This window comes from Aneurinibacillus migulanus (assembly GCF_001274715.1).
Classification (GTDB): domain Bacteria; phylum Bacillota; class Bacilli; order Aneurinibacillales; family Aneurinibacillaceae; genus Aneurinibacillus; species Aneurinibacillus migulanus.
The window spans coordinates 4118119-4135697 of record NZ_LGUG01000004.1 but is presented as its reverse complement, the minus strand read 5'-3'; the positions used below and the strand labels follow the sequence as shown (position 1 = coordinate 4135697).

Annotated in this window: 19 protein-coding genes and 4 pseudogenes; 10 read left to right on the top strand and 13 right to left on the bottom strand. The window is 37.0% G+C overall.

Annotated elements, in window-relative coordinates; genetic code table 11:
* The 4 genes and pseudogenes from AF333_RS21595 to AF333_RS21585 all read left to right on the top strand — a co-directional run.
* Entirely contained in the window at nt 1–837 is an 837-nt protein-coding gene (locus tag AF333_RS21595) for a hypothetical protein (protein ID WP_043066819.1), read from the top strand.
* A 472-nt stretch (nt 838–1309) separates the two neighbouring features.
* The gene (locus AF333_RS36110) at nt 1310–2128 is read left to right on the top strand and encodes a transposase (RefSeq protein ID WP_043066820.1); all 819 of its coding nucleotides are present in this window, start codon (nt 1310–1312) and stop codon (nt 2126–2128) included.
* The gene (locus AF333_RS36105) at nt 2100–2732 is read left to right on the top strand and encodes a hypothetical protein (protein ID WP_235356678.1); all 633 of its coding nucleotides are present in this window, start codon (nt 2100–2102) and stop codon (nt 2730–2732) included. The genes AF333_RS36110 and AF333_RS36105 overlap by 29 nt, the downstream gene beginning before the upstream one ends.
* Nucleotides 2674–3598 (top strand): annotated as a pseudogene (locus AF333_RS21585) (transposase); the annotation flags it as partial. The gene AF333_RS36105 and the pseudogene AF333_RS21585, both read left to right, overlap by 59 nt.
* Nucleotides 3599–3782: 184 nt before the next feature.
* On the opposite strand, the gene AF333_RS21580 reads toward AF333_RS21585, so the two are convergent.
* From AF333_RS21580 to AF333_RS21570, 3 genes and pseudogenes are all read right to left on the bottom strand, one after another.
* The gene (locus AF333_RS21580) at nt 3783–4577 is read right to left on the bottom strand and encodes a class I SAM-dependent methyltransferase (protein ID WP_052812156.1); all 795 of its coding nucleotides are present in this window, start codon (nt 4575–4577) and stop codon (nt 3783–3785) included.
* Nucleotides 4578–4671: 94 nt separating this feature from the next.
* Complete coding sequence (locus AF333_RS21575; RefSeq protein WP_043066822.1) at nt 4672–5148, bottom strand: NUDIX domain-containing protein; 477 nt, start codon at nt 5146–5148, stop codon at nt 4672–4674.
* 20 nt (nt 5149–5168) lie between these two features.
* Nucleotides 5169–5766 (bottom strand): annotated as a pseudogene (locus AF333_RS21570) (class I SAM-dependent methyltransferase).
* Nucleotides 5767–6566: 800 nt separating this feature from the next.
* On the opposite strand from AF333_RS21570, the gene AF333_RS33890 reads away from it, so the two are divergent.
* Entirely contained in the window at nt 6567–6710 is a 144-nt protein-coding gene (locus tag AF333_RS33890) for a hypothetical protein (protein ID WP_158502473.1), read from the top strand.
* Nucleotides 6711–7025: 315 nt separating this feature from the next.
* Nucleotides 7026–7991, top strand: a complete 966-nt coding sequence (locus AF333_RS21565; RefSeq protein ID WP_235356668.1) for an ABC transporter substrate-binding protein — start codon at nt 7026–7028, stop codon at nt 7989–7991.
* Here AF333_RS21565 and AF333_RS36100 read toward each other — a convergent pair.
* From AF333_RS36100 to AF333_RS36095, 3 genes and pseudogenes are all read right to left on the bottom strand, one after another.
* The gene (locus AF333_RS36100; RefSeq protein ID WP_235496821.1) at nt 7948–8169 is read right to left on the bottom strand and encodes a hypothetical protein; all 222 of its coding nucleotides are present in this window, start codon (nt 8167–8169) and stop codon (nt 7948–7950) included. The two genes, AF333_RS21565 and AF333_RS36100, sit on opposite strands and share 44 nt — an antisense overlap.
* A 74-nt stretch (nt 8170–8243) precedes the next feature.
* A complete protein-coding gene (locus AF333_RS21560; protein WP_043066823.1) occupies nt 8244–9083 on the bottom strand; it encodes an MBL fold metallo-hydrolase in 840 nt (279 codons plus the stop codon).
* A gap of 315 nt (nt 9084–9398) precedes the next feature.
* A pseudogene (locus tag AF333_RS36095) lies at nt 9399–9479 on the bottom strand (DUF6262 family protein); the annotation flags it as partial.
* A 574-nt stretch (nt 9480–10053) separates the two neighbouring features.
* On the opposite strand from AF333_RS36095, the gene AF333_RS21550 reads away from it, so the two are divergent.
* The gene (locus tag AF333_RS21550; protein ID WP_043066825.1) at nt 10054–10371 is read left to right on the top strand and encodes a DUF3139 domain-containing protein; all 318 of its coding nucleotides are present in this window, start codon (nt 10054–10056) and stop codon (nt 10369–10371) included.
* Nucleotides 10372–10567: 196 nt separating this feature from the next.
* On the opposite strand, the gene AF333_RS21545 is transcribed toward AF333_RS21550, so the two are convergent.
* From AF333_RS21545 to AF333_RS21540, 3 genes are all read right to left on the bottom strand, one after another.
* A complete protein-coding gene (locus tag AF333_RS21545) occupies nt 10568–11044 on the bottom strand; it encodes a C40 family peptidase (protein WP_043066826.1) in 477 nt (158 codons plus the stop codon).
* A 169-nt stretch (nt 11045–11213) separates the two neighbouring features.
* Nucleotides 11214–11378 carry a hypothetical protein gene (locus tag AF333_RS33885; protein WP_235356669.1) on the bottom strand — a complete coding sequence of 55 codons (165 nt, stop codon included), beginning with the start codon at nt 11376–11378 and terminating at the stop codon, nt 11214–11216.
* On the bottom strand, nt 11362–11997 hold the full coding sequence (locus AF333_RS21540) for a sigma-70 family RNA polymerase sigma factor (protein ID WP_080787802.1): 636 nt from the start codon (nt 11995–11997) through the stop codon (nt 11362–11364). The genes AF333_RS33885 and AF333_RS21540 overlap by 17 nt, the downstream gene beginning before the upstream one ends.
* A 216-nt stretch (nt 11998–12213) precedes the next feature.
* On the opposite strand from AF333_RS21540, the gene AF333_RS21535 reads away from it, so the two are divergent.
* Nucleotides 12214–12699: a hypothetical protein gene (locus AF333_RS21535; RefSeq protein ID WP_043066828.1), complete on the top strand. Its 486-nt coding sequence runs from the start codon at nt 12214–12216 to the stop codon at nt 12697–12699.
* Between the two features lie 416 nt (nt 12700–13115).
* Here the strand turns inward: AF333_RS21535 and AF333_RS21530 are convergent, their stop codons facing one another.
* Together AF333_RS21530 and AF333_RS21525 are read right to left on the bottom strand one after the other, a co-directional pair.
* Nucleotides 13116–14615: an MDR family MFS transporter gene (locus tag AF333_RS21530; protein ID WP_043066829.1), complete on the bottom strand. Its 1500-nt coding sequence runs from the start codon at nt 14613–14615 to the stop codon at nt 13116–13118.
* 13 nt (nt 14616–14628) lie between these two features.
* On the bottom strand, nt 14629–15075 hold the full coding sequence (locus AF333_RS21525; protein ID WP_052812157.1) for a MarR family winged helix-turn-helix transcriptional regulator: 447 nt from the start codon (nt 15073–15075) through the stop codon (nt 14629–14631).
* Nucleotides 15076–15528: 453 nt separating this feature from the next.
* On the opposite strand from AF333_RS21525, the gene AF333_RS21520 reads away from it, so the two are divergent.
* Nucleotides 15529–15690 (top strand): alpha/beta-type small acid-soluble spore protein, encoded by a 162-nt coding sequence (locus tag AF333_RS21520; protein WP_043066830.1) that lies wholly within the window; start codon nt 15529–15531, stop codon nt 15688–15690.
* Nucleotides 15691–16140: 450 nt separating this feature from the next.
* A complete protein-coding gene (locus AF333_RS21515) occupies nt 16141–16812 on the top strand; it encodes a hypothetical protein (protein ID WP_043066831.1) in 672 nt (223 codons plus the stop codon).
* 154 nt (nt 16813–16966) lie between these two features.
* Here AF333_RS21515 and AF333_RS36090 read toward each other — a convergent pair whose 3' ends face one another.
* Both AF333_RS36090 and AF333_RS21510 read right to left on the bottom strand, forming a co-directional pair.
* Entirely contained in the window at nt 16967–17095 is a 129-nt protein-coding gene (locus tag AF333_RS36090; RefSeq protein ID WP_235497025.1) for a transposase domain-containing protein, read from the bottom strand.
* Between the two features lie 72 nt (nt 17096–17167).
* Nucleotides 17168–17577: pseudogene (locus tag AF333_RS21510) on the bottom strand (IS66 family transposase); the annotation flags it as partial.
* Nucleotides 17578–17579: the final 2 nt, after the last annotated feature.

Here is a 17579-nt window from a genome sequence, read left to right as displayed (position 1 = left end):
ATGAAACAAACAGTGGAAAAAAAGAAAAAAAATACCTGGAAAACAGTAGTTGTAAGTGCAGCGGCTATTACTTTATGTAGTACGGTTTTTACAGGGGCGAACAATGTAGTGATGGCAATGGCATTGGATAAGGAGGAATCCATTTCTACAACGTACAACGTTAGCAATACATTTATTGATAAAGCTGAAGACTATGTAAAAGCTGATTACCAAGTTTTAGAGAACAAGGTTATGCGATCTATAAACTCTGGTGCATTGCCTGTGGATCAGGCAGCTGAAATTGGAGCTCAATATCTGTGGAATATGTTTAAAGTGGACCTAAGCGGCAAGACAATCTATATGTCCTTTTTCATTGATCCTGATGTCGCCAAAGCATATTGGACAGGTGACATTGTGGAACCGGATAGAGATATTTCAGATGCAACGCCCACCTATAGCTTTGTCGTAGAAGCTATATCTGGTGCCGGAGTCTCTGCATCAAAAAAATATGAGAAAAAGGAAACAACTGTACCTTTTGATCCTGAAAAACTTAGGGAAGAGTATAGAAATAATTGTGATGAATACTTAGAGTTAGCAAAACAGTTTTCAGAAAAACATTCTGGAGTTAAAGCAACTATGGCGGAGTTTAAGGATATATCTGCAACCATTGATGGAAGCAGTATTGACCATAAAAACTCCGGTAATTATAGTAGGGCCTATGAAGTATTTGTTCAGGTTATCGTAACGGATGAACAAGGGCAAAAAACAGAAGTCACAATATCAACAGACAGTAAAACTCTTCAATCTATTAATACTATTGATCCTAATAGAAAAAATAATGAGAAGTATCTTGGTTAATAACAAATGTTTCTCAAAAATGACTGATTTATATCAGTCATTTTGTCCAAATACATAGCACTTAAAAAGTTTCCTATATCTTTTAACCCATGTGGATCGCTACTTTTTATATTTATATGGTTCTCTTATCCGAGATACGTAAAGGATATGTGCAAAAATTATTAATTTCTAAGAGAGTATTTGCCTTTCCTGCAGCTTTACATATTCTTTAGATATTTATAAGAGATAATTGAGAAGGTTAGGTCTAAATAGTAAATAAATCATAGACGCTTTCAAATTCCCTCATTATAATTTATATAGTCTCTCGGAAATTAATTTTCCGCATCAGCTCTAGCCTTTGACTAGGGCTTTTTTATCGTTTCACCCCCAATTCAGGGATGCGAACAAATTTTCCTCTTAACAAGCATACGTTCCCGAAATAATTGAATATAGGTATTTTTTGCCAATTAATTAAAATTAAGGGGAGATTAGTATGCTTGGCGACATTCGATCACACGAATCATATCTGAAATTTATCGTTGAAGAATTTGACAATCACTCTATTAGTAAAGCCTTTTTAAAAGATTTCTACCTTGAACTTATTATCTGGTGTTCTTTAATGGACCTAACTGACACAGCGGATCTGCTTAAACATCGTTACTCCTCTAACCCTAGAGGAAGAAAGCCACGGAATCCTTGTGATATGCTTCGAAGCTTGCTTCTCATGCACTATCAAGATGTAACCAGTGTCGATCAATGGGCTTTTAATCTGAAAACGAACCGTGTCCTTGCGATTCTTAGCGGTTTTTCACCGGGCAATGTGCCTAGTGTAGGAACTTTTTATGATTTTTTTAACCGGCTTTGGCTTGGTTCTACTCCGCATCTTTCTAACCGTAAGAAGAGGAAATTGAAAAAGCCCAGAAAAAAAGGAAAAAAGAATCAAAAGCTTGAACCCAAGAATCCAAAAATTGTTGAAAAACTGGTTTGCCGTGCTTTAAAGAATAAGAATGTTCGTTATTCACCAAAGACGCATGATCAACTTCAAATTCTGTTCCAATCACTATTTGTAAATAAATCTGCATCAGCCGGGTTATTAGGAGACACTTGGTCGCTCAGTATTCTAGCTGACGGAACCCCTGTTGAAACCGGTGGTCGGCCGTACGGAAAATTCCTTTGCGACTGCCGAAAGAAAGGGAATTGGAAGTGCAATTGTAATCGCCAATTCTCGGACCCTGATGCCGATTGGGGTTGGGACAGCTCAAGAGAAAAGACGAAATCTTTTTATGGTAGCTGCTTCAGACAGTCCCTATAATTTGCCCATCTATCCAAGGATGTACCGGGCAAGCAAACATGACTCCGTCCTGTTTGTGAGTACGTACCATGAACTTCTTCATTGGTATCCCGATCGGAAATTTGGAGAAGCCATCTTAGATTCAGCTCTGGATGCTTATGCCATTTATGAAATGTTGGAGCACTATGATGTTTCTGCGATTATTGACCTTAATCCAAGGCGTTCAAAAAAGTTTACCTATAATGAAATGAATATTAACCTAGATGGCGTTCCCGTTTGCCCTATTGGCCGAAAAATGTTCGATTGGGGAGTAGACAGGAAACGCCGTCGTAAATGGCAATGTCCAAATCCGTGTTCTACAACTACATATGGACGTACCTTTTATACATCGACAAAGGATAATCCTCGTCTTTTCCCTAGAGTGAAACGTAACAGTAAAGAATGGTATAAGCGTTATTCTTTGCGTACTGGGGTCGAGCGTTGTATCAAATGTCAAAAGATTGATTATCATTTAGAAGATTCAAGAGGACGTAGTTCAAGACATTGGAGTATTCGTGCATATAGCATCGGCATGTGCTTCCGATTCAAAACATTTTGGATCGTGGGATCAGAACTTGCTTTCTGAATGGCATCCTCGTTATAAAAGACAGGGCGTTATGATCCATTGGCATACAGATCGAAAGTCGGCTTGTATCTATTCACAGCTTAAATCCTGCCTTTCTTCGGAAGTTGCAGCTATGATGGAGGGGGTGCTTCGTCACTGTACGGACATAGAAGTAGACCGAAATTATGTCGATACGCATGGGTAAAGTGTTGTTGCTTTTGCTTTTTGTCATCTACTTGGTTTTAAATTGATGCCACGTTTCAAAAATATCGGTTCTCAAAAGTTATATCGTCCGGAAGTGGGTATGAATGAGGAATATCCTCATTTACAGGAAGTTTGTAAGTAGGCCGATTAACTGGGATCTCATCCGTCAACAGTATGAACAGATCATTAAGTACGCAACGGCTCTACGGTTAGGAACTGCATCAGCAGAAGCGATTTTAAAACGATTTACCAGAGATACGAAACATCCCACTTATCAGGCTCTATGCGAATTGGGAAAAGCAATCAAAACCATCTTCTTATGTAATTATCTACACTTTGAAGAGATTCGTAGAGAGATCCATGAAGGGCTAAATACTGTTGAACACTGGAACTCCGTTAATAACTACATCTTTTACGGAAAAAACAGTGAAATACGTTCCAATTCTTTTGAAGATCAAGAGATTTCTGCATTATCGCTCCAATTGCTTCAAAACTGCTTAGTTTACATCAATACTTTAATGGTTCAAGAGGTTCTCTATGATAACAATCAATATTGGCTGAAAAAAATGATACTTGAAGATTTTAGAGGATTAACACCTTTATTCTACAACCATGTGAATCCTTATGGAGTCTTTCAACTCAATATGGATCAGCGAATACCTATTAAGTTGAAAGTTTCATAGTTTTCTCACCGGTAACAAAAAACCAGCTAACATGATGAAAAGATATTAGCTGGTTTTTGTACTGAATATCTGGTTGCCAAAAGTACACAATTATTACTTCAGAAAAGCGCCCATTTGCGGGATAATCAAAGACTGTCGAAGCTAGCTCGCGCTTATTAATCTCAAGCCCCGATGTTGAAGATCCTTATTTTACTTTTCTAAAACGAAATATGATTACAGGTGGAATATGATGCCAGTCGAATTTATAGTATTCTTTCTCAACATCATCAAATGTCGGTTCCAATATACCATCAAGCACAAAGTTCGATTCAAATAACAAATTCAAATAATATGATATAGGTCTGTGAAATATTAGATGTGGAACAGGTTGACCTTTTATTCCAAGCGTTTCAAAAACCTCAGATTTTAGATATTTTGAAATCTGAATACTTTTTCTTGATACTACTGCTCCATCTATATCTTCTATTTCGCATATTTTCCTGGCATTTGGCGGTTGAAAACAAGGATGAGGTATAGAAAAAACAAAACAACCGTTTTGCTTTAATAATTTGTGAAGTGATTTAATCAAGGAACTAATATCAGCAATATCCATTAAAGCCATATTTGCAACAGAACTGTCAAACTTATCAACCCCAAGTTCAATTAATGAATCATAGTTGGTGGCATCGATTACTCTAAAATCAATATTATTTAAATTGTCTTTGCACCTTAACTTTGCACGTTCGATCATTTTTGTACTGTAATCAAATGCGATAACCTTTGCACCTAATTCCGCCAATCTCTTCGAAAAATTACCATTACCACAAGAAACATCTAATATGGTTTGTCCTTCTTTTATATCTAATAGTCTCTCTGTATTGGGGCGAATTAGTTGTCGATGCCATCGGTTACTTTGTTCTCCCATATAGTCGTCCCAATATTCAGCATTTTCATCCCATCTAGATAGCGACTCGTCAATTAATTCTTGCCATTTACTCAAATCCATTTCCCCTTTTTAAATAATTTATTATATTTATTTTGGACACATTGGGTAAACCCTCTCAAATTACCATCTCAATAGTTCTATAAGGTTTTTATTTTATATATTCTTCTAATGTATGTTCTTCGATTAAATCTATATTTTTTTTGATTTCTGCATAGTTAACGATTTGGTCTCTTATGTTTGGATAGAGATCAATATGCTGTAACTTGCTTAGTGGTATCCATTTTACATCAGTCTGATTTGGATCAGGATTATTAGGCAAGCTTGGTGTAAATCCATCTTTTATTTGGCATTCAAACATTAGACCTAAAGAGTGTGTTGATCCATATTTATTAGAGTTTAGATGTGGGGCATACTCATAAACAAACGCTAATGGGCCAACTTCCACATCAATGGATGCTTCTTCTTTAGATTCTCTCCGTACTGCCTCAATGACTGTTTCATTAGGCTCAACCCCACCACCAGGCAAATTATAATGCAGCCCATTTTCATTATTAAATTCAACTAAGAGGATTGATTGGTTTTCTATAATAATTGCACCAGCTCTCACTCTAATATGAGAATCCATTCATTATCTCCCCCAATTTTTTACTTCCTTAATTTAAATACAAGAAAGTTAGAAAAATTCAAGTCTTCCTCGAACTGAGGATATTTCGTAAGCATCTCTTTAGAAGGTTTCGGTTTCCGAATTTCTTACCCATCCACTTTTTGGTGTAACAAAGCATGGATGAAGAATGGAAAAAATAAAGTAGCCCCCTTCTTTCAAAAGACGATACATTTCACTAAGTGCTGCTTCATATTCTGCCAAGTCCTGAATAACCATATTAGACACGATCATATCAAAGGTACAATTGCTGAGAAAATCCAGCTTTTCACAATTACCATGATGGAATCGTATGTCGAATTTACTCGGTGTTTTTCGTTTTGCAATTTCAAGCATTTTTTTAGAATAATCAACCGACGTTACGCTTGCTCCTCTTTTAGCAAGTATCCTACTTAAGTAGCCTTCCCCACAACCCGCATCAAGTATGGCAGCTCCTTTAAGACGTTCAAATAACGAAAAAATTGCTGGATTCAACAATACTTCTCGATTAATATCTCCGTACTCATCATAACTTGCCGTAAAAGCTTCTGCATGTAAATCCCATCGTTTAATCGCTTCATCTGTTGTCATTTGTTTCTTCATTTTACGCCCTCACTTCATGGAAAGTCGTAACGTTACGCTATTTGTGCACAACCTTATTTTTTCATATAACGAAAAAAACAAATAGACTTATAATTAATTTTTTTGTATCATGTAGATAGAGGCATGGCTTCTTTAACTAAATCATAAAGCCAGAGATTTCCAATTAATCTCTGGCTTTTTTATTGTGTTCGTTTTAACCTTATTAAAGCTAAATTAGCTTCTTATAAAGTAATGAAGGCTGCTATGAACAAACAATATAAGGCTGTCTAATTTCTTTTGAAAAATGGAGTAAATCCACATTTAAAAGATTAAAGATGATAAGACAACTCTTATGCACATCCCTGAGTATAATGCCTTAATAACCTTCTTTATCCTTACTAATGCTAAGAAGAATGGATAATTAAATTGATATCGCCTAGTCATCTAGGCGATTTTTTAGTTTTATAGGAATTTGTTTTACAAGAGAGCTATGTTATTGGCTATATGTATTAAATAGGCCCACTACCAGCGTAGCTGACACCAGAGGCAAATGTGTGTAAAAAATAGGGAATACACCTGTGAAAGTGCCAAAAATGGTCAGTATCGGAACAATTGTGTTGTCTTAAGTATATCGAATCCCATTATTTGCAGCAATGAAAACCGTAAAAGTAGGGAAGTTCAGTTTCCAAAAATGAAATCGGAACTTTAGTATCGCTGTCGTTGTATCGAAGCCTCCGTGCATATCTTCTTTTTCAAAAGCAGGGATACTATTGGAAGAATTTATAAAAAATGCAGTCTGGTTTTGAAAAGGAAGGCGACTTATGGAAGGGAACTGGCAGGTGTTATTGTTTGGCGGAGAAACCTTGCCGCTGTGGGGCGGTTACACGCGGCACAATGTCATTGCACGGCGCACCTGCAATGCAGATGGAGAGGTCGTCAGCGATGAGATCATCACGGGGAAGTAGCGTGACTCACTAACGTTATAGTCCCATGGAAAGGGCACTTCGACGAACAAATAACGTGTATGGGAGGCGGCGGAACCGATCGGATCCTCCTTATTTTGTTGGGACATTAACGAACAGAACGATTTGTTCGGCATCGTGTCGGATGCGGACGAATGACTCATGTCGGACAAACTCCTATCTGAAGGACAGCTCATGCGTTGAAAAAAAGGGTTGCATGGCAGCATGTTTTTTCGTATGATTTTGATGATAATAATTATCAATATCATAATGTAACCGAAGCGGTTTTGCAAGCTTCGGAGGAGAGGACATGCTAACATGCGGCAAACACAGAAACGGTGGAGCGCCATGCTCCTGATTATGCTAGTGGTCGTCGTTTTGAGCGCCTGCGGAAAGCCCGCAGCAGAGGGCGGAACACAACAAGAAGGAGCAGACAAGCAGGCAACGGAACAAGCCCGCACGATCACGCATATGAAGGGGGAGCGTGTATTTGAGAAAGCGCCGGAGCGTATCGTTGTACTGGATACTCAATATCTCGACCAGTTGACAGCACTTGGTCAACGTGTGGCAGGCAGCACGGTTGCGACGAATGAAGCAACGCCGTTCCCCGCTTATTTGGTAGACAAAATTGGCGATGTCACGCAGATCGGCTCGAGCAGCGGGGTCAACCTGGAGGCGGTATTGGCGCTCAATCCGGACGTCATCATTTGCACCGAGTTCCAGAACGAGATTTACGACGCTTTGGACAAAATCGCGCCAACGTTGATGTTTGAGCGCAACGAGGACTGGCAAAAAACAATCGTGACGTTGGGTCAATTGCTTCACAAGGAAAAAGAGGCCGAACAGGTGATCAACGACTACAACAAGAAGGTCGCTTCCTTGAAGGCCGATCTGGCCAAAAAAATGGGAGACCAGACGGTAGCAATGATTCGTCCGCGTGACAAGCAGATCCGGATTCATACGACAGCGCACCGGACGTCGCAGATTTTGTATCAGGATTTGGGGCTGAAGGCGCCGGCGATGGTTCTCGATGATAAAAATACGAGTGCGATGATCAATCTGGAAGTGATGCCGGAATTGAACGCAGACCATCTGTTTGTGTTGACGGACAACCAGTACCAGCAGTTGACCGAGGAGTTTGCGCAGACAGCGGTTTGGAACAGCTTGAAGCCTGTGCAGAACAAACAAGTGTATACGGTCAATACGACGACGTGGATCGTCTATTACGGTCCGCTGGCGATCAACCGGATTGTCGACGAGATTGCAGCATCGCTGCTGCTATAAGAGAAGCAAGACGCCGCTCAAACCACGGGACTGTGGATGGAGTGGCGTCGTTTATTTCTGCTTGCTCTTGCTGGAGTGCTACTTTGCTTTGTATTCCGCAATTTTTTTGTTGAGAAGCTCTTCGCTCACCCGCAGCGCAGTGTTCACGTCCTGCTTTCTTTCGATCACTTTCAAGCATCTACTTTGCGGGTGGTGTCAGCTTCGCTGGTATTCCCCCATTATATTGAGTTACAGAGATTTTTTGCTCACTCTCTATAAATATTCTAATTTTAAGCCTACTCCAACTTCTTTTATATTTGCAACTGTTGAAAGAGCTGCTTTAGAGTGAAAATCCGTACAATGACAAGCATGAAGGTTATCAGGTTTAAGTTCTTTAATGTACTGTACCGTCTTTTCTAACTGTTCTTTTGATGGATTTAACAGATGAAATCCTCCAATAATATCAACTATTCTCTCTTCTTTACATACTTCTTTAGCGTATTCAATGATATTACATATTCCAGAATGTGCACATCCTACAATTATCACTAGCCCTTCCGACGATTTATATACTAATGCTGTGTCATCCTGAATGAAATCGTCAACTTCACCTAGTTTGGTAACAACTTTCCCAATAGAATCTTTTCCTTCAAAATCGAATATTCTTTTAACTTCCCCTAAAAATACTAATCGATCAGTTAGCCATATTGGTCCTTGAGATAAACAGATAGGGAAGTGTCTATTTAACTTTTCATGAGATAAGATACTTCCTATCTCACCTACAGAATCAAATATTTTACTTTCGAAAACTAACGGATGCCCAATAACTGTAGGGGTGTTATGTATCATTTTCTCAGTTTTAGCTTCCATATGTAATCTAATTAAATGTGTTAATCCCCAAGTATGGTCCACATGTCCGTGCGATAAGGCGACAAAATCTAGATCCCTTAAATCAATTCTCATTTTTTCTGCATTCTTAATAAAGACGTCAGAGTATCCAGTATCAAATAGAATACGCTTGTCACCTTCTTCAATAAAGAAAGACAATGCGGGTTCCCCTAAAAAATATCGGTCAATATAAGTATTATTATCCACCAATATGGATAGTTTCATATAACCATCTCCCCTTTACAATTTTCTTCATTATAACAAAGTAAAGGAATACCATAAATGCATATAATCATAACTGCCGATGGCAATAACCTGTTTGTATTGTTGGCGACCACTTGTGAAAAGTGGGCACTAGACTATTTAACCTACCAGATAGTTTAAGTACAATTCTTCACAATTCAAAATAAATATCCAGTTTTTTTAAAAAGATGTTGTTCAATTACATGGCCCGATTGCTGAACAAAAATCAATCAGGACTCTTCGACTATGCTTCGGTAGTGAGGAAGAGGGGGGAGAACAACGTTCTCCTTCATAACTTTTGTAAACATCTGCATAAGCTACTTTCAGCTGTTCTCTATGTTGCTTGTTTTCTTCCTCCAATTTTTTGTTCTTCCTTTTTGGCCCAGTACCAGCGTCGCTGTAACCAAGGGCAAAGTAAACGTGAAAATTACCGTTGAAAAGGTTAAATCCAAGGCATAAAAAAGAGCCAGTCAAAATAGATGGTGTTATTGCGTTTGAAGCGAGCATGGGATCGGCCAAATGGGCGATTAAAACATTTTGAAAAAAAGGGGAATCGGGTTGATGCGTTTACGGCCTATCTGAAAAAGAACAGATTGTCCTTGAGGGCATTATGAATGGTCAGAAGATGAAAGATATCGCAAAAGGGGTTAGGGTATCACGTACAAGGGCAAAGGAATTAAAGCTTGAGGTCGTAAAGAATCTGGCTTGGGTTATTTATGATAAGAGAAAGGGAAAGGGCTCTCTTAGCGAGAACATCTTTTTTGAGTCGGATAATCTAGTTTACGTTAATTAGTAATTTAAGTTAAAATAAGGAAAAAGGGTATACAGTGAGAATCGATTCATTTATGACCGAATCGTATTTAAACATGCATTTTTCCCAAAATGAAATGGAAGGATTGGCATCGTTGAATGATATTAAAAAAACGTAAGATGCATGGAGGAAGTTACTAAAATGAAAAAAAGAGAGATCATTATTTTTCTTCTTGTCATAGCTCTAATTTCTACCCCTTTTATTTACATTAAAACCACATTAATCAGTTTAGAAAATAAGGTCCACAATTATCTAGTGATGGAAAAAGGGATAGAAAACAGTAACATTTCCAGTATTAAAGGTCTTGTTGGTAAAGCTCCATTATTCGCTGTAGAAGTTGTTTTTACAGATGAAACTGATGTGAGATATTTTTATAGAGAAATAGAAAGTGGAGAAATAATCCAACTAGGCTCGTCACTTAAACCAGAAGGTTATAGGTACAAACATATGGAAAGTTAATATTAGTGGCTGTGGCACCTTCTAGAGTTAATTATATATGTTTTCGTTTTTTACATGTGAGGAAAGAACAACCTCGCTCAGAAATATATGTTTCTGAGCGAGGTCGTAAATATTTGATGTATTTTCGTTGAAGAAAAAATTTTTGTATCAGTTGCATTGTGGAAATTTAGATTGACACAACGCTTCAACCGATGATTTATTTTTTTACTTTGATACTACCTTGTAGTGAAAGTTTAGAAGAGTCCCTGATCTGATCCGGATAAATATGGGTAGCTCTACTTTTAAGAGTAAGATTACGGTCTGATATATCAATGTTATAGGCATAGATATAAGCTTGCCATACAAATTTAGAGCAATAATTTAGTTTGACATTATCAAGATCCATATTGAAGTAATACTTTTCTATATCATTAATATGGTTTTTCGCCCATACACCAGCCTCTGTACCGCCATCTCCACGACGTAGAATACTGATCGTATCACCATTCGCAAAACTTGCGACGTACGTATCAATACCTTCGGTCCTCCCTGGTCCATATGGATATGCGTGATAAACGTTAAGACTTTTCCCTACAATTGCTACATGACCAACAAAATAGGTCGATAAGCTTTTTTTGGAATAAAGTACGTCCCCTGCTTTCATTTCGATTGCTGTTCCTGGATATTTAGCCATTTTGAATTTCCTCCCGTTTTTTGTATAAAGGAGACGAAAGGGATGCAATTGGGAATAGGATCATCCCTATCCTTTTCCTACTGTTTCGTTCTCCTATATATAAAAGAGAAATAAATATCCCTTTTGGCAACCATTCGAAAAAAATTTTTTTGAAAAATAATAGCGCTCCTTAAGAGCGCCGGCTACTTCCCTCTATTTGATCCAAAAAATCATAAAACCCAGGAGTTGCTTCCAAGTTATAATGCTGAATCGCCTCAATGATATAGGTCATGGAATTCTTGTTTTTATTCTGCGCTTCTTTTACCAATTTAGGTAGATCAATTGTCGTATACACCATTTTTTCCTCCTATGTAACTGCGAATTTTAGCGAGAGATTTCTTCCTTGCTTTTCCAATGGCTTGATGAGACAAACCCACTTTTAGTGCGATTGCTCGATCGCTCATATTATGCAGATAAGCAAGATTTAGTATTTCTTTTTCCCTATCATTAAGGGTTCGTAAGGCTCTTATTAATGAAGACTGGCTGACGTTTTCTTCTAAGGTGTCACTTTTGCTACTGATTAGGTCATCTATCTCCGCATCAGGTGATGCAATCAAATCAACCATAGTAACACTCACATCCTCGGGAGATGTTCCAATCGGTTTGTCTAGAATAAGAGCGTATTTCTGATTGTATTTGCGATTTTTCTTATCGTAATCAATAGCTCCATAGTAAAGAATGGTCGAAAGGAAATTAATAATGCGAATGCGTTGATAAAATTTTTTAAATGCGTAATCTAACGCTTTTTGTTTTTCTGTGGTTGGCGAAGTAACCGTCTCTATAAAAAGGGTAAGATGCGCCTCCTCTTTTAGAAAGTTCTTTAACACGGGATTTGAAAATGATTTTGAATACTTGCAGATAAATTTTTGGATACTTGGACTGTCTTTAAAAGAAGAAAAACACAATACAATCATCCTCCTTTTATTATATAAAGAGGAATTTACTGTAAAAACGGCAACTAAAATAGGAACTTTTGTTCTTATTTTTATTTCTATTTTATTACATTTTAGAAATCAAATAAATAGGTTTCCATAAGTATTATGAATTCCTCTTTATATATAGAGACTTCATTTACCTTACAAGCACAACGGTCTGTTCTAATAGAAATTAAAACGAAAGGAGGGCGGAATATGCCTGACATGACCATAGTTCAACGAGTAGCTGAATCCCAATATGTCTTCGGTATTCTCTTTATTTTCTTGTTTTTAGCTGCAACAGTAGCAGGTACATGGCTATATAAAAATTTGCTAAAAGAAAATGACGAAAGAGAACGGAAGATTATAGAGATGCAAGAAAAGAAGCGAAACAATTATAAGAAGTTTGCAGAAATGATAGGTTTAGACGTAAACAAACCTGTATCAGTAATGGGTAAACATTATTTTGATTCAGATGAGGGATTAACCATTGTTTTACAAGGAGACGACGGAACGTTTTGGCAAAATAAATTAAAGACAGAGGCTGCTAATCACTTGATTGAATCCTTGGACTTTAAATCAGATATCGAAGATGATTACTTAATCAAAGAAAAAACTTTTGTTTCCTTATTATGTACTATAGGGGGGAGCGGATTTGCAACGCTAAGGAAAGCATCCCTCTTAAAAAAGGCGATTTCTTGAGATTAGAAAACAACTTTTTTAAATTTAGCTTGTCTCACTAAATTCCCCAGCTAGGCCCAGTACCAGCGTTGCTGTAACCAGGGGCAAAGTAGAAAATAGTTATATATTATCTCTATTTTGTGTCTTATTAGGGGTAGAAGTAGCATCTGCTAATTTTGGGACCATCTCGGGTTATCACCAACATTTTAATGAAAATATACACTAAGGATGTTTACATACGGGGTACCGCCAACAAGAGGTGTAGCTGGCTTTTTTGTATAACTATCATTTCGGGAAAATTGTACGTTTGGATACAATTTGAAAATAAATACACTAACTCTCTGTACATCGAGCGACTTTTTACATAAAAAAAGCCGATTTCCTGTAGAATAAGGAATCGGTCTTAATGAATCTTTTGTTATATGTTGATATATATCTTAATGCACTTCTGCTTTTTTTGTATTTCCTTCTTTATTTTCTAAAGAAGATTTTGGTTGTGTCATCCATATTGCTACTAAACAAGTAATCAAGACGATTACTGATAAAATAAAAAACTCCTTATGTAAGCCAAAGGCAATAGCTTCTTTTATGCTTTGTATGTTTGAGCTTGAAAGTGAAGTAGAGTGGTCATTATTAAATATCTGGCTAACATTGATGTGTGATGCATCTTGTTTTGATAGGTGTTCATGTAAGTATTTTGCTGCTTGCGTCATAGAGATAGTTGTAAATACTGTAATTCCGATTGTTTGACCTAGACTCTGCATGAATCGAAACGAAGCAACTGAAATTCCTCTCAATTTCCAATCCATAGCTGACTGAACAGCAACGGTGTACGTTGTTGTAGCAAATCCCATTCCTGCTCCGATTAAGGCTGTGTAAATCATAAATAACCATACGGGTGTTTCAACAGAAGCTAATGCTAGTCCAGTACAACCAATAAATACAATGATTGATCCCAACAAAGTAATAAATCGTAAAGGTGCTTTAGGGATAAGTCGGCCAGCCATAATAGAACATAGTGGCCATGTAATTGAAATTGGCATCATAACTAATCCTGAATAAGTTGCTCCAGCACCGTAAACACCTTGAATCCACAATGGAATATGGAATGAAATAACAATAAACACTGAACCTAATAAGAATATAGCTAAATTAGCTACATTGATCGAACGAATAGAAAAGAGATGTAATGGGAAAAGTGGTTCAGGGGATTTCCGTTCGATAATAAAGAAAAGAATAAGACATAGGATACTTACTGCTAAGAACATTGGTGAGATCATGGATTTCCATGGTCTATCTAGGATATATAACAAGGAGAGTATTGCAACGGTAAAAGCAATAATTCCTCCGTAGTCGATATATCTCTTTTTCTTTTCGAATTCTTCGTGTAGGGAAATCGATAATAAGAAAATAGATACAATTCCGAAAGGGATATTTAGATAAAATACCCATCTCCAAGAAACATAGTCAACTAAAACCCCACCGACTAACGGACCAATGATTCCTGCAATTCCCCAAACACTACTGAGCCAACCTTGTACTTTTGCTCGTTGTTCAAAGGGATAAATATCTCCAATGATAGTGAATGAAATACTGGATAAAGCACCTGCTCCTAAGCCTTGAATAGCTCGAAATATAATGAGTTGTAACATTGTTTGTGAAACTCCACATAAAATTGAACCAGTTAAAAAAATTAAAATTCCAACCGTAAACATAATTTTACGACCAAATAAATCTGCGAGCTTTCCGTATATTGGGGTAGTAATTAATAAGGTCATTAGATAAGCAGAAACAACCCAGCTCATCATTTCTATACCACCCAAATCACTTACCATTTTCGGCATCGCGGTACCTACAATGGTGCCTTCAATTGCAGATAAAAAAGTGGCAATAAAAATAGACACAGTGACATTTATTGTATTTGTTTTCCTATTCATATTTTCTCCTTAATCAATCTTCATTGTTTAGGTGTTTAACTAGTTTTTTCATTATGTTAGATAAACTTTCTATTTCTTCGTCACTTAAAACAGAAAATGAATCCCGGTTACTATCTACACATAATGGTTTAATTTGCGCCATCGTTTCTCTTCCTTTTGAAGTTAATCTAGTTCTAGTAATCCGTCGATCTTCAGAGTCTGGATATGTTTCGAGAAACCCACTGCTTTGTAAACGATCTACAATACCGGTAATCGTTTGTTTCGTTACCAAAGTATCTAAGCGAAGATCTTTGAGAGCTACATTCCCTTCCCGCAAAATGGTTCCTAAAATCATCCATTGCTGTGCTCGTTTTAAACCAACTTGTTGTGCCAACTCCCCCCCAATTCTTCTAAGTAAGCTAGAGGCACGAAAAATGTCTAACATAATATCCAAATGCATTTCATCTCGTTCTTTTTTCATCTTATACCCTCCCAAAAGTCAGTTTATTGACAATTAGATCGTATCGGAATCTCGTATAAAAGTCAATATATTTACTATCAATATACGAACTAAATAGCGTATAGATTTAATTAAGTAGAAACTAAATCAACATTATACCAATTACCAAAAACCATATTTTTTGTAATATCATAATCCAACTGAGTATGTCCCTGATTTTATAAGGTTTGTACATTACCAAAAATCATTACCAAATACATTTACAAAAAATGAGCCTTGTGTACAAGAGAAAGAATAGCGCATTTTTTTGTTTTGGGGGTGACTTGTTTTCTTAGCTTGATGGCGGTGGGGTAGTACCAGCGAAGCTGTCACTACCCGCAATAGGGAAATGTCTAAATATATAAATTACGAACCTCGTTGACATTTAACGAAGTTTTACTTTTATTGGAAACTATGTGACGGAGAGCAGGAACCCTGTCACTAAGCCTGGATCAGATGAAATATGAAATTTCTTCTGAATTCGGTGTACAGCTTGGTCCAGATACAACCTCTCGCCAAAATGATTCTGTGGATGGAGAAAATACTAAGCGTTTGATGCAAATGGCTGAACAACAGCTTGGTGGCCGCATCCAATAAGTAACAAAAAAGAACAGGGCTCATGCCTCTGTTCTTTTTTGTTTACCAAAGCATAGGGGGCATAACATAGTTGTTGATATAAATGAAAATTCGGGGTGCCCGTTTTTATCCTTCAGAACTGTCCATAAAAAACATGTAGTGGTTATTTACGGTTTTATTGCCCTTATTGACTTAGGTGAAATACTAGGAAAACGAGAGTATTCAAAAGAAAAATTCAATTTATAGAGGGAGGATAGTTGAAAAATGAATACAGAAACATATTCCTAATTGATACTAAAATGTTAAAATAAAGAAATCGTTCGCGGAATTCATTCATTTGTTAAATAAATAGTGAAGGAGGATATTTCATGAAAAAGATGGGTTTCTGTACAGAGCTTAACAAGTAAAATATTGAATTTTCGGCGGTAAAATTGACGGATGCTACCTTCACCCTATAAAGGAGATGTGGTTATGAAGAAAATTTGGAAGTTAACTCTTAGTTCAGTAATTGGATCTGTCATAATTGTCGGTACTGTTTGGGCCCAGCCAAATTTACAGCTATTTATCAACGGTCAAGGGCAAGCTCCTGAATCTTTAAAATTGAAAGTAGAGAATGGGGTAACAATGGTATCTTTACGAAGTATTATAGAAAATCTGAAAGGAGACATATTATTTGATGAAAATAAAAACTCAATAAATGTGGTGTTACCAGATTCCACAAATCTATTAAATCAAGTACAGAGTTTAGAAAGAGATCTACAACCCATAACTGCTGAAGGTGCTTTACAAACATGGATTCGAGGAATACAAGATCGTAGTGGGGCGTTGCAATACGCAGTCTTTTCACCTGATCTTCGTGCAAAGACAAAGAAAAAATTTGACGAAAATTTCTGGGTAACAGGTGGGTCAAGTCCTCATATGGGAAAAGTAGAAAACATCGTAACAAAAAATATCAATGATACTACTGTTCAGTTTACGTTTGATTATCCACTTGTTGAAAAAAGCGGAACAATAGGTGTAGGTAAAGCAGTTATTACTGTACAAAAAATGAAAAAAGAATATAAAGATGGATGGTTTATCACAAATATTAAAATGAAAGATCCTGAAGATACAGGAATTATGATTGGAGCAGAAAAGCTTTAAACACATACTTATGAAACGATCGATATTTTTAAAGATACAGACTTTAGTAAACGTAAAGTAACTCCAAAATATACAATAAACATTGATTTTGGAGTTATTTTTTGTTTACTTCATTTTTTTTCGGCACTCTGCATCTAGACGTTAAATCCGTTGACTACGGCAAGACTTTATCAATTTCTTCTTTATTGTTTAAATCGATATTGGGAAGTGTTTCAAACAAATAAAGAAGATAATGATAGGGACTTAAATTGTTCTCTTTTGCGGTTTCAACCCCACTATACATGATGGCACTTCCTCTAGCCCCTCGCGGTGTATTTGAGAACATCCAATTTTTTCTCCCAATTACAAACGGTTTAATAGAACGTTCACTTCTGTTGTTATCGATTTCTAAATGACCGTCTAATAAAAAAGCTTCAAGATGCTTCCGTTGATTCAAACCATAATTGAGGCCTTTCCTAGAACGCTTTTGGGTAGAACACGATCTTTCTGTTCATGAAGCCATACTGAAAAAAGGTCCAGAATGGGCCTGCTTTGCTTAAGACGCTGCTCATATCGCTCGGTAGGGTTGACATGTTTGAGCTTCCTTCCAATCAAATAGAGTTGATTACAGAAGTGTAAATCTTCGCTCGCCTTCACTTTTTTCCCCTTCTGTGAATCAGGTAAAGTCTTTAAGGCTTCATCAAACTTTCGTCTGGCATGCGCCCAACATCCCACAAGAGTGACATCCGGTATTTGATGATAACCACTATATCCATCTATATACATGT

Excerpts from the sequence above, each read along its gene's own strand:
- AF333_RS21595 (WP_043066819.1), top strand. The coding sequence starts at position 1 with ATGAAACAAACAGTGGAAAAAAAGAAAAAAAATACCTGGAAAACAGTA.
- AF333_RS36110 (WP_043066820.1), top strand. The coding sequence starts at position 1,310 with ATGCTTGGCGACATTCGATCACACGAATCATATCTGAAATTTATCGTT.
- AF333_RS36105 (WP_235356678.1), top strand. The coding sequence starts at position 2,100 with ATGGTAGCTGCTTCAGACAGTCCCTATAATTTGCCCATCTATCCAAGG.
- AF333_RS21575 (WP_043066822.1), bottom strand. The coding sequence starts at position 5,148 with ATGGATTCTCATATTAGAGTGAGAGCTGGTGCAATTATTATAGAAAAC.
- AF333_RS33890 (WP_158502473.1), top strand. The coding sequence starts at position 6,567 with ATGGAAGGGAACTGGCAGGTGTTATTGTTTGGCGGAGAAACCTTGCCG.
- AF333_RS21565 (WP_235356668.1), top strand. The coding sequence starts at position 7,026 with ATGCGGCAAACACAGAAACGGTGGAGCGCCATGCTCCTGATTATGCTA.
- AF333_RS36100 (WP_235496821.1), bottom strand. The coding sequence starts at position 8,169 with ATGCTTGAAAGTGATCGAAAGAAAGCAGGACGTGAACACTGCGCTGCG.
- AF333_RS21560 (WP_043066823.1), bottom strand. The coding sequence starts at position 9,083 with ATGAAACTATCCATATTGGTGGATAATAATACTTATATTGACCGATAT.
- AF333_RS21550 (WP_043066825.1), top strand. The coding sequence starts at position 10,054 with ATGAAAAAAAGAGAGATCATTATTTTTCTTCTTGTCATAGCTCTAATT.
- AF333_RS21545 (WP_043066826.1), bottom strand. The coding sequence starts at position 11,044 with ATGGCTAAATATCCAGGAACAGCAATCGAAATGAAAGCAGGGGACGTA.
- AF333_RS21540 (WP_080787802.1), bottom strand. The coding sequence starts at position 11,997 with ATGATTGTATTGTGTTTTTCTTCTTTTAAAGACAGTCCAAGTATCCAA.
- AF333_RS21535 (WP_043066828.1), top strand. The coding sequence starts at position 12,214 with ATGCCTGACATGACCATAGTTCAACGAGTAGCTGAATCCCAATATGTC.
- AF333_RS21530 (WP_043066829.1), bottom strand. The coding sequence starts at position 14,615 with ATGAATAGGAAAACAAATACAATAAATGTCACTGTGTCTATTTTTATT.
- AF333_RS21525 (WP_052812157.1), bottom strand. The coding sequence starts at position 15,075 with ATGAAAAAAGAACGAGATGAAATGCATTTGGATATTATGTTAGACATT.
- AF333_RS21515 (WP_043066831.1), top strand. The coding sequence starts at position 16,141 with ATGAAGAAAATTTGGAAGTTAACTCTTAGTTCAGTAATTGGATCTGTC.
- AF333_RS36090 (WP_235497025.1), bottom strand. The coding sequence starts at position 17,095 with ATGTATAGTGGGGTTGAAACCGCAAAAGAGAACAATTTAAGTCCCTAT.